The sequence below is a fragment of the Streptomyces sp. NPDC091282 genome, assembly GCF_044757385.1.
Classification (GTDB): domain Bacteria; phylum Actinomycetota; class Actinomycetes; order Streptomycetales; family Streptomycetaceae; genus Streptomyces; species Streptomyces gramineus.
The window spans coordinates 363185-377816 of record NZ_JBIVUX010000005.1 but is presented as its reverse complement, the minus strand read 5'-3'; the positions used below and the strand labels follow the sequence as shown (position 1 = coordinate 377816).

The 14632-nt window shown below is 71.2% G+C and carries 16 protein-coding genes and 1 tRNA gene; 6 read left to right on the top strand and 11 right to left on the bottom strand.

The genetic code is table 11. From position 1 onward, the window contains the following. Positions 1-20: 20 nt before the first annotated feature. Genes ACIQOE_RS25125 through ACIQOE_RS25100 form a run of 6 tightly spaced genes read right to left on the bottom strand, consistent with a single transcriptional unit; the run spans position 21 to position 4148 of the window. Entirely contained in the window at positions 21-770 is a 750-nt protein-coding gene (locus ACIQOE_RS25125; RefSeq protein WP_365559031.1) for a class E sortase, read from the bottom strand. Positions 771-789: 19 nt separating this feature from the next. After that, the gene (locus ACIQOE_RS25120; RefSeq protein ID WP_362639953.1) at positions 790-1800 is read right to left on the bottom strand and encodes a class E sortase; all 1011 of its coding nucleotides are present in this window, start codon (positions 1798-1800) and stop codon (positions 790-792) included. Next, positions 1797-2435, bottom strand: a complete 639-nt coding sequence (locus ACIQOE_RS25115; RefSeq protein WP_351316620.1) for an aminodeoxychorismate/anthranilate synthase component II — start codon at positions 2433-2435, stop codon at positions 1797-1799. The genes ACIQOE_RS25120 and ACIQOE_RS25115 overlap by 4 nt, the downstream gene beginning before the upstream one ends. Further along, positions 2432-2593: a hypothetical protein gene (locus ACIQOE_RS25110; RefSeq protein WP_339130468.1), complete on the bottom strand. Its 162-nt coding sequence runs from the start codon at positions 2591-2593 to the stop codon at positions 2432-2434. The genes ACIQOE_RS25115 and ACIQOE_RS25110 overlap by 4 nt, the downstream gene beginning before the upstream one ends. Positions 2594-2645: 52 nt before the next feature. After that, on the bottom strand, positions 2646-3332 hold the full coding sequence (locus ACIQOE_RS25105) for a class E sortase (RefSeq protein WP_401413861.1): 687 nt from the start codon (positions 3330-3332) through the stop codon (positions 2646-2648). A 27-nt stretch (positions 3333-3359) separates the two neighbouring features. After that, the gene (locus tag ACIQOE_RS25100; RefSeq protein ID WP_401413859.1) at positions 3360-4148 is read right to left on the bottom strand and encodes a DUF881 domain-containing protein; all 789 of its coding nucleotides are present in this window, start codon (positions 4146-4148) and stop codon (positions 3360-3362) included. 152 nt (positions 4149-4300) lie between these two features. On the opposite strand from ACIQOE_RS25100, the gene crgA reads away from it, so the two are divergent. Next, on the top strand, positions 4301-4555 hold the full coding sequence (gene crgA / locus ACIQOE_RS25095) for a cell division protein CrgA (RefSeq protein WP_046727637.1): 255 nt from the start codon (positions 4301-4303) through the stop codon (positions 4553-4555). 355 nt (positions 4556-4910) lie between these two features. Here the strand turns inward: crgA and ACIQOE_RS25090 are convergent, their stop codons facing one another. Continuing rightward, the gene (locus ACIQOE_RS25090; RefSeq protein ID WP_401413856.1) at positions 4911-5810 is read right to left on the bottom strand and encodes a rhomboid family intramembrane serine protease; all 900 of its coding nucleotides are present in this window, start codon (positions 5808-5810) and stop codon (positions 4911-4913) included. 83 nt (positions 5811-5893) lie between these two features. Then, positions 5894-6427, bottom strand: coding sequence for a peptidylprolyl isomerase (locus ACIQOE_RS25085; protein ID WP_362639947.1), 534 nt, complete (start codon positions 6425-6427; stop codon positions 5894-5896). A gap of 325 nt (positions 6428-6752) precedes the next feature. Between ACIQOE_RS25085 and ACIQOE_RS25080 the strand changes: the two genes are divergently transcribed. Next, positions 6753-7448: a DUF5324 family protein gene (locus ACIQOE_RS25080; RefSeq protein ID WP_365569255.1), complete on the top strand. Its 696-nt coding sequence runs from the start codon at positions 6753-6755 to the stop codon at positions 7446-7448. 65 nt (positions 7449-7513) lie between these two features. Here ACIQOE_RS25080 and ACIQOE_RS25075 read toward each other — a convergent pair whose 3' ends face one another. Then, entirely contained in the window at positions 7514-8665 is a 1152-nt protein-coding gene (locus ACIQOE_RS25075) for an endonuclease/exonuclease/phosphatase family protein (protein ID WP_401413854.1), read from the bottom strand. 134 nt (positions 8666-8799) lie between these two features. Here ACIQOE_RS25075 and ACIQOE_RS25070 point away from each other — a divergent pair, with 134 nt between their 5' ends. Both ACIQOE_RS25070 and ACIQOE_RS25065 read left to right on the top strand, forming a co-directional pair. Continuing rightward, a complete protein-coding gene (locus ACIQOE_RS25070) occupies positions 8800-9498 on the top strand; it encodes a response regulator transcription factor (RefSeq protein WP_399011751.1) in 699 nt (232 codons plus the stop codon). Beyond that, positions 9491-10567 carry a sensor histidine kinase gene (locus ACIQOE_RS25065; protein ID WP_401413850.1) on the top strand — a complete coding sequence of 359 codons (1077 nt, stop codon included), beginning with the start codon at positions 9491-9493 and terminating at the stop codon, positions 10565-10567. The genes ACIQOE_RS25070 and ACIQOE_RS25065 overlap by 8 nt, the downstream gene beginning before the upstream one ends. Before the next feature lie 106 nt (positions 10568-10673). On the opposite strand, the gene ACIQOE_RS25060 is transcribed toward ACIQOE_RS25065, so the two are convergent. Next, a tRNA-Ala gene (locus ACIQOE_RS25060) sits at positions 10674-10746 on the bottom strand. Between the two features lie 183 nt (positions 10747-10929). Between ACIQOE_RS25060 and ACIQOE_RS25055 the strand changes: the two genes are divergently transcribed. Both ACIQOE_RS25055 and ACIQOE_RS25050 read left to right on the top strand, forming a co-directional pair. After that, complete coding sequence (locus tag ACIQOE_RS25055) at positions 10930-11478, top strand: transcriptional regulator (RefSeq protein ID WP_046727633.1); 549 nt, start codon at positions 10930-10932, stop codon at positions 11476-11478. Positions 11479-11641: 163 nt separating this feature from the next. Next, a complete protein-coding gene (locus tag ACIQOE_RS25050) occupies positions 11642-13198 on the top strand; it encodes a serine/threonine-protein kinase (protein WP_401413848.1) in 1557 nt (518 codons plus the stop codon). On the opposite strand, the gene ACIQOE_RS25045 is transcribed toward ACIQOE_RS25050, so the two are convergent. Then, entirely contained in the window at positions 13162-14493 is a 1332-nt protein-coding gene (locus ACIQOE_RS25045; RefSeq protein ID WP_401413846.1) for a hypothetical protein, read from the bottom strand. The genes ACIQOE_RS25050 and ACIQOE_RS25045 overlap by 37 nt on opposite strands. Between the last annotated feature and the right edge of the window lie 139 nt (positions 14494-14632).

The window sequence follows — 14632 nt, the reverse complement described above, 5'->3', positions numbered from 1 at the left end:
TGCCCGCCCGGGAGGACCCGTCAGCCCAGTTCCTTGGGCGGGGTCCGCTCGCTGTCGACCTTCTGCACGCGGACCAGTTCGCCCCAGACCACGTACCGGTAGCGGCTCGTGTAGACCGGTGTGCACGTCGTCAGGGTGATGTAGTGGCCCGGCTTGGTCTTGCCGGACTCCTTGGGGATCTGGGAGAGGACCTTGACGTTGTACTTCGAGGTCTCGGGGAGGATCGAGTAGGCCTTGTAGACGTACCAGTCGTCCCGCGTCTCGAAGACGATCGGGTCGCCGATCTTGACCTTGTCGATGTTGTGGAACTTCGCGCCGTGGCCGTCGCGGTGGGCGGCGAGGGTGAAGTTGCCCTTCTTGCCGGTGGTGGGCAGCATCGCCTTGGCCGGGTCCGTGTAGTAGCCGGCCACGCCGTCGTTGAGGACGTCCGTCGAGGTGCCCTTCTCGACCAGCACCTCGCCGTTCCTCATGGACGGCACGTGCAGGAAGCCGATGCCGTTCTTCGTGTTCAGCGCGCCGGGACCGGTGTCCTGATGGGCCCAGGTGTCCCGGACCCGGTCGCCCTCCCGGTCCGCCTTGCGGTCCGCTATGACGTTCGTCCACCAGAGCGAGTAGACGACGAACAGGCCGAGCACCAGGCCTGCCGTGATGAGGAGTTCACCGAAGAAGCTGACCGCCGTCGCGACCGGCCCGATCGGCCGGCGGCCCGGCCCCGGCACCACGTCCTGCGCGTCGGTCTGCTCTTCGGTGTCGTCGGCGGTCGCTGCCACTGTTCCTCTGCCTCTGCCCTTACTCGACGAGCGCGTCTGGCTTGCCCTTGCTGCGCGGGCGTTCCTCGACCATCTTGCCCCACACGATCAACCGGTACTTGCTGGTGAACTCCGGTGTGCAGGTGGTCAGCGTGATGTACCGGCCCGGCGTGGTGAAACCCGATCCCTTCGGGACCGGATCCAGCACGCTCACGTTGCTCGGCGACGTCACCGGCAGCATCGACGTCACCTTGTACACGAAGTACTCGTCCTGCGTCTCGACCACGACCGCGTCACCGGCCGTCAGCCGGTTGATGTACCGGAACGGCTCGCCGTGCGTGTTGCGGTGCGCGGCCAGACCGAAGTTGCCGGCCTTGTCCTGCGGCATCGCGGTCTTCAGGGCACCCTCGCCGTAGTGGCCGACCATGCCCTTGTCGAGGACCTTCTTGTTGCTGACGCCCTCCGCTATCGGCGCCACGACGTCCAGCTTGGGGATGTGCAGGATGGCGAAACCCTGTCCGGGGGCGAAGACGCCGGGCGCGCGCTTGCCGCTCTCCCAGTCCTTCTGCAGGCTGCTGGCCTCGCTGCCCGCCTGGGCATGGGCCCGGACGTTGGTCCACCACAGCTGATAGGTGACGAACAGCAGCATCAGCACGCCGGTGGTGATGAACACCTCTCCTATCGCCCGGCTCGCCATGACGGCCGGGCTCGGCTTGCGCAGCTTCGCCTGCCGGCGGGCCTCCACCCGGGAGAGCGGACGCCCCGACGGACCGTCCTCCGGCGGCGCGCTCTCCGCTGCGCCGCCGTGACGGCCACCGCGCCGCCTGGCTGCCTTTCTGCGGGCCGCTCGGCCGCCCCCTGGGACTCCGGAGGCCGATGATGCCGCCGTGCCCGCAGAGGCCGATATGGGCGGCGGATCGGGGATCCGCAGCGCCACGGTCTCGTCGTCCATCGGCGGGAGGTGCGCCGTGTCCCCGAGCGCGCTCGGTCCCCCGTACGACTGATCCCCGTACGAGGTATCGGTCTCGCGCTCGGGGCGCAGCGCGGTCACGCCGTGGCCCTACCCACCACCGGGGCGAGCCCCGCCGACCTCGCCACGGCCCCCTGGTCACCGCACTCCACCAGCCAGTTGGCCAGCATCCGGTGCCCGTGCTCGGTCAGTACCGACTCGGGATGGAACTGCACTCCCTCGACCGGGAGTTCACGGTGCCTGAGGCCCATGATGATCCCGTCGTGGGTGCGGGCCGTGACCTCCAGTTCGGCCGGCACGGTGGCCGGCTCGGCCGCGAGCGAGTGGTAGCGGGTCGCGGTGAACGGGCTCGGCAGCCCGGCGAAGACCCCCTTGCCCTCGTGCTCGACCGGCGAGGTCTTGCCGTGCAGCAGTTCCGGGGCCCGGTCCACCACACCGCCGTACGCCACCTGCATGGACTGCATGCCGAGGCAGACACCGAAGACCGGCACGCCGGTGGCGGCGCAGTGGCGGACCATCTCCACGCAGACGCCGGCCTGCTCCGGCGTACCGGGGCCGGGCGAGAGCAGGACGCCGTCGAAGCCGTCCTGGGCGTGCGCCGTCGACACCTCGTCGTTGCGCAGCACCTCGCACTCGGCGCCCAGCTGGTAGAGGTACTGGACCAGGTTGAAGACGAAGCTGTCGTAGTTGTCGACGACGAGAATCCGCGCGCTCACTGGTTGTCCACCGTCACATCGTTGAAGGGCAGCAGTGGTTCGGCCCAGGGGAAGACGTACTGGAAGAGGACATAGACCACGGCCAGGACCAGCACGAGTGAGATCAACGCCCTCACCCACACGCTGCCCGGCAGATGCCGCCAGATCCAGCCGTACATGCCGTCCCTTCCGTTCCACCACGGCACCAGAATCCCGCCGTACTGCACCAGACTAACGGCGCAGCGCCCCGGGTTTGCCTTCGTCCACAGGCTGTGTGGAGTCCAGATGCGCCCAGACGATCAGCCGGTGACTGTGCCCCCATTCCGGATCGCACGTGGTCAGCGTGAGATAGCGGCCTGGACGCGTATACCCGGACTTACGTGGCACAGGGTCGATCACTTCAACGTCCGTCGGAACTGTTTTGTAGGGGCCTTTGTCGATCCGATACGTGAACCAGGTCGTACCGTCCGTCAGTACGATCGCGTCGCCCCGACGGAGCTGAGGGAAGTCCAGGAACGGGTCCCCGTAGGTGCGGCGGTGGCCGGCGACCGCGAAGTTGCCCTCCTGGCCCAGCCGGGCGGTCCTGGCGTAGTGGGCGAGGCCCTTCTGCAGCACGTCGGTGCCGGTGCCCTCCAGGACCGGCTTGTTCCACGTGAAACCGAACCGCGGGATGTACATGATCGCGAAGGGCTTGCCGTAGTGGTAGGCGGCCGGCGCCGCGGGAGCGGCGCTCGCGTCGGTCCCGGGCCGCTGCACCGTGGCGCTGTCCGACCACTGCCGCTGCAGCCGGTCGATCTGGTCGTGCATGACGCTGTCGGCCTTCACCCCGGTCCAGAACAGCACGTAGACCACGAAGAGGACGATGAGTGCGCCGACGGTGATGCAGAGCTCGCTGACGGTCCTGACGATCACGCGCACCGGCGGCTCCAGAGAACGACGGGCTGCTTACCCCACAGGCTTCGCGTAGTGCAGATCCACTGTGCCCGAGTAGCCCGGCAGAGTCACCGCCCCGTCCTCGGTGACTTTCCAGCCGAGGCCGTAGACGTTGACGTACACCATGTAGTTCTGGATCGCCTCGGAGTCCGCGAGCGCCTGCTGCATCTTCGCCGGGTCCCCGACCGCCTGGATCTTGTACGGCGGTGAGTACACGCGGCCCTGGAGGATCAGCGTGTTGCCCACGCAGCGGACGGCGCTGGTGGAGATCAGCCGCTGGTCCATGACCTTGATGCCGCGGGCGCCGCCCTGCCACAGGGCGTTCACCACGGCCTGCAGGTCCTGCTGGTGGATGACCAGGTAGTCGGGCTGCGGCTCCGGGTAGCCGGGGAGCTTGGCGGTGGCGTTCGGCGGGGCGTCGTTCAGCGTGACGGTGATCGCGTCGCCGGTCAGCTTCTGGGTGCCCGCGTCCTTCTCCAGGCCCGAGAGCTTGTCGTCGTCGGCCCTGGTGGAGCCGTCGTCCCGTTCGGCGAGCTTCTCGTTGCGGTCCCGCGAGCCCGCGTTGGACTCGTCCAGCTCCTTGTTCTTGCGGCTGCGCTCCTGGATCAGGTCGGACAGCTTCAGCAGATTGTCGTCCGAGCGGATGTCGGTGCCCTTGGCCGTGTTGAAGCTGGTGAAGAAGAGAAGACCGGCCAGGGCGAAGACGGCCACGGTGAGAATCCGCACCGGCCGGAAGCCACCCTTGCGCGCCGGGTCCTCACCCGTTGATCCGGTGGCGTTGGAGTCGGCAGAATTGCTCAACGTACCCTTATCTCCTTCGGCGCCGCGGAAGCACTACGCTAACGGACGCCCGGGGGAGCGGTCAGTGTGCCCTTAGTGTCCCCTTGTACGCTGCTCCGAGCCCGACCCAGTTACCTGCGCGGCCACGCAGCGCATCGACAGGAGAGACCCTCGTGCCGAAGTCACGTATCCGCAAGAAGGCCGACTACACGCCGCCCCCGGCGAAGCAGGCGACCGCCATCAAACTGAACAGCCGTGCCTGGGTCGCGCCGGTGATGCTGGCCATGTTCCTCATCGGACTGGCCTGGATCGTCGTCTTCTACGTGACCGACGGCTCGCTGCCGATCGACAGCCTCGACAACTGGAACATCGTCGTGGGCTTCGGGTTCATCGCGGCCGGCTTCGGCGTCTCCACGCAGTGGAAGTAGCTCTACCCATGGCTGTTCGCTGAGTTATCCACAGGCCTGACCTTCTGTCCACACCCTCCTGGGGAAAAGAAGACGATCTGTGGATAACCCGTCGGGCGTTGACGCCGGTACGACTACCACAACGCCCGCCGCGACTTGCCGCGCCCCCTCCCTGACCTGCGGTAACACAGGCGAGATGGAGGGGGCGCAGCCGTGCGCGCACGTTGTGCACAAGATCCGCCACCGACTGTGGACAACGGTTCGGTATCGGTGCGGTGAGCCGCCGTGATCCGGCCCGGACGAGCCGCGTGGGCTGGTAGGGCCCAGGCGGCTGCGCGGGCGGAGGGGGTCAGGTGAGCCGCGCGGGCGGAACGGCTCAGGTGAGCTGTGCGGTCCGGACGACCGTGATGACCAGGGACACGACCAGCACCAGCGCACAGGTGCCGTACTGGATGAGGTTCCGCCGCTCGCGCGGGGCGTGCACCATCGCGTAGCCGGTGACCACACCGGCGACCAGGCCGCCGATGTGGGCCTGCCAGGCGATGCCGCCGCTGAAGGTGAAGATCAGGTTGATCACCAGCAGAGCGATGATCGGCCGCATGTCGTAGTTGAGCCGGCGGATGAGGACCGCGGTCGCGCCGAAGAGACCGAAGATGGCACCCGACGCGCCGAGCGAGGGCTGGTTCTGGGCGGCCAGCAGATAGGTGAGGGCGCTGCCGGCCAGGCCGGAGACCAGGTACAGGGTGATGTACCGGGCGCGGCCGAGCGCGGCCTCCAGCGGGCCGCCGATCCACCACAGGCTGAGCATGTTGAACGCGATGTGCATGTAGTTCGAGCTGTCGTGCAGGAACATCGCGGTCAGCAGCCGGTAGTACTGGCCCTGGGCGACACCCTCGATGTCGCCGAACTGCGGGAAGAAGGCCTGGCCGATCAGGTCGAAGCGGTTGGTGAAGCTGTCCCCGACGGACAGCTGGACCAGGAAGACCGCGATGTTCAGGCCGATCAGGATCTTGGTGAGCAGCCGCGGGTCGGAGGTGACGGTACCGCCGGCGATGGTGCGCGGGCGGGTGTCGGCGGCGGGCGGGCCGCTCGCGCCGGGGGTGGTGCCGCGTACGCAGTCGGGGCACTGGAAGCCCACGGAGGCGCTGACCATGCACTCGGGGCAGATGGGGCGCTCGCACCGGGTGCAGCGCACACCGGTCTCCCGGTCCGGGTGCCGGTAGCACATGGGCAGGCTGTGGGCGTCGCGCGCGCTGCCTGTCGCCTGGTCCTCCATGGGGTCCCCTCGTTCGTCGTGGGCAATACGCCGCCCCGCACATCCTTACGGACGAGCGGGGCGTTTGGTTCCCTTCGGCCGGATCAGCCGCCGCGCTTCTCGACGACGACCGTCTCCACGACGACGTCGTTCTCCGGGCGCTTGTTCGGCCCGCTGACGGTGACCGAGGCGATCTTGTCCACGGTCTTCTGGCTGTCCGCGTCGACGACCTCGCCGAAGATGGTGTGCTTGCGGTTGAGGTGCGGCGCGGGGTTGACCGTGATGAAGAACTGCGAGCCGTTGGTGCGGGGGCCCGCGTTGGCCATGGCCAGCAGGTAGGGGCGGTCGAAGCGGAGGTCGGGGTGGAACTCGTCCTCGAACTTGTAGCCGGGCCCGCCGATGCCGGTGCCCAGCGGGTCTCCGCCCTGGATCATGAATCCGCCGATCACCCGGTGGAAGACCGTGCCGTCGTACAGGGGGTCGGTGGAGACCGCGCCGGTGGCGGGGTGGGTCCACTCACGCTCGCCCTGCGCCAGTTCGATGAAGTTCTTGACCGTCTTCGGCGCGTGGTTCGGGAAGAGCCGGACCTCGATGTCACCGAGACTGGTCTTCAGGGTGGCGTAGAGCTGCTCGGCCACGGTCCGCCTTCCGTCGTGCTCTCGTGTGCGCGGGGGTGACCCGGTGAGTGGGTCCGCCCTCACGATCCTCGCACGCCACGGCGGCCGGGTGGCCCGCCAGGCGGCTCCCCACACGGATCCTCACGAATCGCTTGCGGAAACCCCGACGGGGTACTCCGGTCGGGAGCGCGGGGCACCGATCCGTGGCATCGTCGTCGGCAGGTCCCTCTCAGCTCCGGTTGCACCCGTATGCCCGTCCTCGCGCGCCGCTCGGCCTGTCGACAGGCATGATCCGTTAAAGGGTGGAAAGTCGAAATACCGTACGCCACCGAGGAGGAGGAAACCCGTGACCCGCAAAGAGAGCGTGCGCGCCGCGACCAGCTCGGCGAAGGACAGCGTGCGGCACGCCGCGGACGTGGTGGCGCCCTACGCCGACACGGCCAAGGAGCGTGCCGCGTATTACGCGCAGGAGGCACGCGTACGGCTCGCGCCCGTGGTGTCGCAGGCCGCCGAGCAGGCCCGCGTCCAGTACGACGCTCGTCTCGTGCCGCGTCTGGAACAGGCGCGGACCCATGTGCCACCGATGGTGGACCAGGCGGCGCACGATGCTGCCGACCTGACCCGCAAGGCCGCCCGGCAGGCGGCCGACTACTCGCGTCCGAGGATCGAGCAGGCCGTGGCGGCGGCCGGGCCGGTCCGTGACGAGGCCGCGTCGCGGGGTGCGGCCGCGCTGGCCGCGCTGCGTGGCAACGTCTCGGCCGAGGAGATCGAGAAGCTGGCCCGCAGGAACGAGCGGCGTTCGTCGTTCGGCCGTGCCTTCAAGGCGTTCGCCGTGGTCGGCGTGCTGGCCGGGGCGGCTTTCGCCACGTGGAAGTGGTGGGACAAGCAGGCCAACCCGGACTGGCTGGTCGAGCCCCCGGCGGCCACGGAGGTCCCGGAATCCGGGCACCTCGGCTCGGTGGACGGCAGTGCCGCCCTGCATCCGGAGGTACAGGCCAAGGAGGCGGAGGAGCAGGCGTCCCGCGACGACCAGGGACTCTGAGCCGACGTTTCACGTGAAACAGGCGCGCCGCCGCGTCCCGTGGGTACGGGGCGCGGCGGGCCTGTTCACCAGCTGACCCGGGCCGCCACCGGCCGGTGGTCGCTGCCGGTGGCCGGCAGCACCCAGGAACTCCGAGGCCGCACGCCGCGGACGAGGATCTGGTCGATCCGGGCCACCGGGAACGCCGCGGGCCAGGTGAAACCGAACCCGTCGCCCGCCGCCTCCTGGGCCGAGCGCAGGATGCCGGTCAGCCCGGCGAACGCGCGGTCGTCCGTGGTGCCGTTCAGGTCGCCGAGCAGCACCACCCGCTCGGTCCGCTCGGCGGCGACGGCCCTGGCGAGGGCCTGCGCGCCGGCGTCCCGCTGGGACGTCCAGAAGCCGGTCCTGGGCAGCAGCCGTACGGAGCCGAGATGGGCGACGTACACGACCAGCGGGCCGTGGGCGGTGGTCACCGTGGTGCGCAGGGCCCGGTTGTACCCCGCCTTGACGGCGGCCGGGACGGTGTCCGCCAGCGGGCCCTGGTCCGTGCCGATGTCGACCGGCCGGGTGTCCGACAGCGGCAGCCTGCTCCACAGCCCGACCGTGCCCAGCACCGCGTGGTAGGGGTAGGTCCTCGCGAGCTCCCTCTCGTACGTGTCCGTGGCCCCGCCGGTCAGCTCCTCCAGGGCGAGCACGTCCGCGCCGGAGGCGGCCAGGGCGCGGGCGGTGCCGGCCGGGTCGGGGTTGCCGGCGTCGACGTTGTGGCAGGCCACCGTGAGGTCGCCGCCCGGGAGGGACTTGTGGGCGAGCAGCCCGCCGAAGAGGTTCAGCCACACCACGGCGGGCAGCAGCAGCGCGGCCACGGCCGTAGCGGAGCGGCGCCACAGCGCGGCGGCCAGCAGCACCGGCACGAACAGGCCGCACCAGGGCAGCAGGCTCTCCACGAGAGAGCCCAGGTGGCCGATCCGGTTCGGGATGCCGGCGTGCAGCAGCATGACCAGGCCGAGCAGCAGGGCCAGGGCGGCGAGCACCCGGCCGCGTCTCCAGGGTCCGGGCCGGGCGGCGCGGCGCAGGAGGCCCCGGACGGCCCAGCGGGCACGTCCGGTCCTGCTCCCGGCGCCGGAGTCCCGACGGCCCGAGCCGTCCCGGCCGGGCTCCACCACACCCGCCGCACCGGCCGCGTCCCTCGTGGCAGCGGTGTCCGGCGTGTCCGCCGCAGCGGTGTCCCTCCGCGTCATCGTCCGTCCTCGATCACTCCGGCGACGGCCGGCGTTCCCGGCGTCGTCCCGCCAGTCGACACCGTGCGGTGTCGCCGCCGCGTATGCGGTTTTCGATACGCGGACGACAGGGGCCGACTCGTAGCATCGACCGCATGCGTGTGCTGATCGTCGAGGACGAGCCCTACCTGGCGGAAGCGGTCCGCGACGGCCTGCGCCTGGAGGCGATCGCGGCCGACATCGCGGGCGACGGCGAGACCGCCCTGGAGATGCTGGACACCAACAGCTACGACATCGCCGTCCTCGACCGTGACATCCCCGGGCCCTCCGGCGACGAGATCGCCGCACGCATCGTCGCGTCCGGCAGCGGCATGCCGATCCTGATGCTCACCGCGGCCGACCGTCTCGACGACAAGGCCTCCGGTTTTGAACTCGGCGCCGACGACTACCTCACGAAGCCGTTCGAGCTCCGGGAACTCGCCCTCAGGCTCCGGGCCCTGGACCGCAGACGCGCCCACCACCGGCCTCCCGTACGGGACATCGCGGGACTGCGTCTGGACCCGTTCCGCAGGGAGGTCTTCCGGGACGGCCGCTATGTCGCGCTGACGAGGAAGCAGTTCGCGGTCCTCGAAGTCCTGGTCGGCGCGGAGGGCGGTGTGGTCAGCGCCGAGGAACTCCTGGAGCGGGCGTGGGACGAGAACGCCGACCCGTTCACCAACGCCGTCCGCATCACCGTCTCCGCGCTGCGCAAGCGGCTCGGCGAGCCCTGGGTCATCGCCACCGTGCCGGGCGTCGGCTATCGCATCGACACCCGGCCGGACACGGGGCGGGAGGGAGCGGAGGGCCGTGGATAGGGCACCGGGGCCCAGCGCCCGCCTCAAACTCGCCCTCAGCTACGCGGGATTCGTCATGCTGGCCGGCGCGCTGCTGCTGGCGGCGGTGTGGGTGTTCCTCAACCGCGTGTCGCACCCCGGGCTGATCATCGATCCCGAGTACCGCCTGGCCGTCGTGCGCACCTTCGCGCCGACCGCGGTCGCCGTCCTGACGTTCCTGCTGCTGTTCGGCCTGGTGGGCGGGTGGGTCCTCGCCGGGCGGATGCTGGCCCCGCTGACCCGCATCACGGACGCCACCCGGCTGGCCACGGACGGATCGCTGTCCCACCGGATCCGGCTGCCGGGCCGCATGGACGAGTTCCGTGAACTCGCCGACGCCTTCGACACGATGCTCGCGCGGCTGGAAGCGCACGTGGCCGAGCAGCAGCGGTTCGCCGCCAACGCCTCGCACGAACTGCGCACCCCGCTCGCCGTCTCGAAGGCGCTCCTGGACGTGGCCCGCAGCGACCCGGACCACCGGTCGGGCGAGATCATCGAACGCCTCGACGCCGTGAACACCAGGGCGATCGACCTGACCGAGGCGCTCCTGCTGCTCAGCCGCGCCGACCAGCGGTCCTTCACCAGGGAACAGGTCGATCTGTCCCTGATGGCGGAGGAGGCCACCGAGACGCTCCTGCCCCTCGCGGAGCGGCACGGCGTCACCCTCGAGACCTCCGGCGAGGTCACGCCCGCCACCGGGTCGCCGGCGCTCCTGCTGCAGCTGACCACGAACCTCGTGCACAACGCGATCGTCCACAACCTGCCCGGCCAGGGCACCGTGTGGGTCACCACCCGGGTCCGCCGCGGAACCGCGGTGCTCACCGTGGAGAACACCGGCCGCCCCCTCGGTCCGCAGCTGGTTTCGACGCTGACCGAGCCGTTCCAGCGCGGCACCGAGCGGGTACGGACGGGCCACGCGGGGGTCGGCCTCGGCCTGGCCATCGTCAAGACCATCGCCCGGGCCCACGACGGCACCCTCGCCCTCACCCCGCGGGCGGCCGGCGGGCTCCGCGTCACCGTCGAACTGCCCGGTCACGCTTCCGTCACGTGACGTAGCCGCCTCGGCACGAGACGTACGCGCGGGCATCCGGCCGGGACCCGGCACGAAAAAGACCCCTTCGACTTGCGTTTCCGCAGGTCGAAGGGGTCTCACGGGGTGGAGCCTAGGGGAGTCGAACCCCTGACATCCGCCATGCAAAGACGGCGCTCTACCAACTGAGCTAAGGCCCCGTGAGGGAAGCGCCGACCCTGCGGAACGTCCGCCGACCGGTGCCGCAGACCAGAGTACCGGGTCACCCCCCGTACCTCACAAAAAGATTGGGGGTCCCGGCGGATGACCACGCTCCGTAGGATGCTCGACGGGGTTCGCTGTAGCGAACCGTGGATTTTTTGGGGAAGCGATGGGGAGACGCAATGGACGCCGCACAGCAGGAAGCCACCGCCAGAGCGCGGGAGCTGCAGCGGAACTGGTACGGGGAGCCGTTGGGGGCGCTCTTCCGTAAGCTCATCGACGACCTGGGGCTCAACCAGGCACGTCTCGCGGCGGTCCTCGGGCTGTCCGCGCCCATGCTGTCGCAGTTGATGAGCGGGCAGCGGGCGAAGATCGGCAACCCGGCCGTGGTCCAGCGGGTGCAGCTGCTCCAGGACCTGGCGGCGCAGGTCGCGGACGGCAGCGTGAGCGCGGCCGAGGCGACCGAGCGGATGGACGAGATCAAGAAGTCCCAGGGGGGCTCGGTGCTCAGCAACACCACGCAGACGACGAGCGGTTCGGGCGCGCCCACGGTCAAGCGGGTGGTCCGCGAGATCCAGTCGCTGCTGCGCTCGGTGGCGGCCGCCGGTGACATCATCGACGCGGCGGACACGCTGGCTCCGACCCATCCGGAGCTCGCGGAGTTCCTCCGCGTCTACGGCGCCGGCCGTACCTCCGACGCCGTCACGCACTACCAGTCGCACCAGAGCTGAGCCGCGGCCCGGCGCACCGGAGGGGGTCCGGTGAACCGGGCGGGGCCCGGCCCTGGCCGAGGGGGTCACGCGAGAGGGGTCGTATCGCTCATCGGGGGGAAGGCAACGGGGGTGTGAGGCAGGGGGGACCGAGGGGACCGCAGGGGGAGGGCTACGGGCAGTCATGGGTGAGGTCTTCGCAGGCCGGTACGAACTGGCCGACCCGATCGGTCACGGCGGGGTGGGTGCCGTCTGGCGCGCCTGGGACCACCGGCGCAAGCGCTATGTGGCCGCCAAGGTGCTCCAGCAGAGCGACGCCCACGCGCTGCTGCGCTTCGTCCGCGAGCAGGCGCTGCGCATCGACCACCCCCATGTCCTGGCTCCGGCCAGCTGGGCCGCCGACGACGACAAGGTCCTGTTCACGATGGACCTGGTCGCCGGCGGTTCGCTGGTCCACCTCGTGGGGGACTACGGTCCCCTGCCTCCCGGCTTCGTCTGCACGCTCCTGGACCAACTGCTCTCCGGCCTCGCCGCGGTGCACGCCGAGGACGTGGTCCACCGGGACATCAAGCCCGCGAACATCCTGCTGGAGGCCAGCGGGACGGCCCGGCCGCGGCTGCGCCTGTCGGACTTCGGCATCGCCATGCGGTTCGGCGAGGCCCGGCTGACCGAGACCAACCTCGTGGTCGGCACGCCCGGTTACATCGCGCCCGAACAACTCCTCGGCGCGGAACCCGACTTCAGGGCCGACCTGTTCGCCGTCGGCCTGGTCGCCCTGTTCCTCCTGGAAGGCGCCAAACCCGACGCCAAGGCGCTCGTCCAGCACTTCGCCGAACACGGCACACCGGGAGCGCCCAAGGGCATCCCCGAGCCGCTGTGGCAGGTGGTCGCCACCCTCCTCCAGCCCGATCCGGAGCGCCGCTTCCGCACGGCCACCGGCGCGCGCAAGGCCCTCGCCCAGGCGGTGGAACTCCTCCCCGAGCCGGGCGCCGACGACGAGTTGATCGAGATCTTCGACCAACTGGGCCCGCTGCCGCCGGGATTCGATCCCACAGGCCCGCTGCGCACGGCGTCCGGGATCGACCCGACAGGGACCGCGACAGGCACGGCGAACACAACTGGAGTTTCGGGAGAGCCGAGTTCGCGGGCGAGCGCCGGTCCGGCGGACCACGGCGCGACACCGCAGCCGGGTGCGGCGACGCCGACCGGCTCGGCTTCCGTACCGGGAGCCACGGACCGGACGGGAAGCACCGACCCGCGACCGGCCGCGGCCCCGCCTCCGGCCGCCGCCCCCGCCACCGGCTCCGCCGCCACGGGCTCCGCCTCGGTCCCGGCCGACATGTCCGACACCGGGAGCTTCCGTCTCCCGCCGCCCAGCGCGCCGTTCTCCCCCGCCCCGATCCCGGAGCCCTCGCAACAGCCGCGGCCCGCACCGCAGTACCCGCCGTACGCCGCCCATCAGCAGCCGCAGCCGGACCCGTCGCACAGCCCGTGGCCCCCGGCCCAGCCCCTACCGCCGGTCCAGCCGCACAGCGGTGCCACGGGTGGCACCGGTACCACCGGCACGGCCACCTACACCGCCCACGACGCGCAGCCGGCGCCGCGGCCCCCGGCGCGTACCCACGGACGGCGTCGGCGCAAGGTGCGCCGGCCCGGGCCGCCCGCGGCGGCCGCCGTGCCCATCCTGCTGCTGGCGCTGGCCTGTTACGCCGTGGGCTTCTGGGCGTTGACCCGCATCTGAGCCCGGCGGGCGGTCAGCGTCCACACGCCCAGGACCAGGAGCAGGGCGGTGCCCGTGCCGATCCCGCCGGCCGCGAGCAGCCGCATCGACGTGCCGTCGCCGCCGGTCGGGACCGACAGGCCGCCGCCGCCCTGGTCGGACGGCGGGTCGAAGACGCCCTTGGGGACGGGTGAACCGGCGTACCGGGGGCCGGATCCGGGGGTGCCGTCGACGCGGACCCGCAGGGTCACGTCGTACGGCCCGTTGCCGAAGGTGTCGGCGGTCTGGCCGGTGAGGTGGACGACGAGGTAGTAGGCGCCGGCGAAGCGGACGGCGTTCTCCTCGCCGGGGACGGCGTACCGGTTGGCGTAGGCCACGGGTGGCAGGGGCGCCGGCGAGGACGTCTTCTGGGTGCCGTCGTAGCCGAGGGAGACGTCCTCCACGGGGCCGCGGACCGGGTTGTACAGGGAGAGGTTGAGCGCGGCGCTGACATAGCCGTGGCCGTCGCCGCCGCTGCCCAGTTCGACGGTGGCGGCGAGCTGCTGTCCCCAGTCGACCGGTACCGCGTAGTACAGGGTCTGACCGGGGCTGATCCCGGTCCGCCAGACTCCCGGGCCCAGGGTGCGGGCGGTGGCGAATCCGGCTCCCGCGGTACGGCGGCGGGCGGTGCCGGTGACCGGCTCGGGGGAGGCCGAGTCCCAGGTCCCGGGTGCGGTGGTGGCGCCGGCTCTGACCAGGCCCGGTTCGGTGACGGGCGCGATCTCCAGGTCCCAGCTGCCCGGGGTCGTGGTCCGCGAGCCGGACGCCAGCCGTTCGACGACCACGTAGTAGGTGCCCGCGTCCTTGCAGAGCGTGCGGCCCGTGTCCCGGCGTCCCAGCGCCGTGACCGGCCGGGGGCTCAGGCCGGCGCCGAAGCGGGCGCCGTCGTAGCCGCAGGTGGCGCCGTTGGCGTCCTGGACCGACACGCCGATGCCGTCGCTCGCCGAGACGGTGGCGTCGGCCGGCGGCACCGCCGTGACCGGGACGTAGGCGGTGGTGCCGGCGGCGAGTTCGAGGCGGAAGTACCGCTTGCCCCGGTCCGGCAGGGTGCTGCGGTAGGTCGTGCCAGGCTCCAGCGGTTCGGCGGCCGCGCTGCCGGCGGCACCCTCGATCGTGCGGGCGCCCGGGGCGAAGGCATAACCGCTGCCGTCGTCCGCCGCAACCGGAGAGGCCGGCAGCAGCAGTGCCGCCAGCAGCGTCACCGGCACGGCCGTCAGCGCGAGGGCGGTCCTCGCGCCGCCTCGCCGTCCCGCCGCCGTACGCCACCGCCGTATCACGCGCGCCCCCAGCACTCGCTCGTCAGCCGTCCAGGCCCGGACCGCGCCCATACTGCCGCGCGCGCCGCCGCGCCACCCGGCGATTCGCACCACCGTCCGAAACGGCCCCCTCGCGCGCGCCCCGGACCCGTCGGACGGC

Bases quoted from the DNA above. Each gene is read 5' to 3' on its own strand.
- ACIQOE_RS25110 (WP_339130468.1), bottom strand. From the start codon at position 2,593: ATGTACGGCTGGATCTGGCGGCATCTGCCGGGCAGCGTGTGGGTGAGG.
- ACIQOE_RS25090 (WP_401413856.1), bottom strand. From the start codon at position 5,810: ATGGAGGACCAGGCGACAGGCAGCGCGCGCGACGCCCACAGCCTGCCC.
- ACIQOE_RS25075 (WP_401413854.1), bottom strand. From the start codon at position 8,665: ATGACGCGGAGGGACACCGCTGCGGCGGACACGCCGGACACCGCTGCC.
- ACIQOE_RS25070 (WP_399011751.1), top strand. From the start codon at position 8,800: ATGCGTGTGCTGATCGTCGAGGACGAGCCCTACCTGGCGGAAGCGGTC.
- ACIQOE_RS25055 (WP_046727633.1), top strand. From the start codon at position 10,930: ATGGACGCCGCACAGCAGGAAGCCACCGCCAGAGCGCGGGAGCTGCAG.
- ACIQOE_RS25050 (WP_401413848.1), top strand. From the start codon at position 11,642: ATGGGTGAGGTCTTCGCAGGCCGGTACGAACTGGCCGACCCGATCGGT.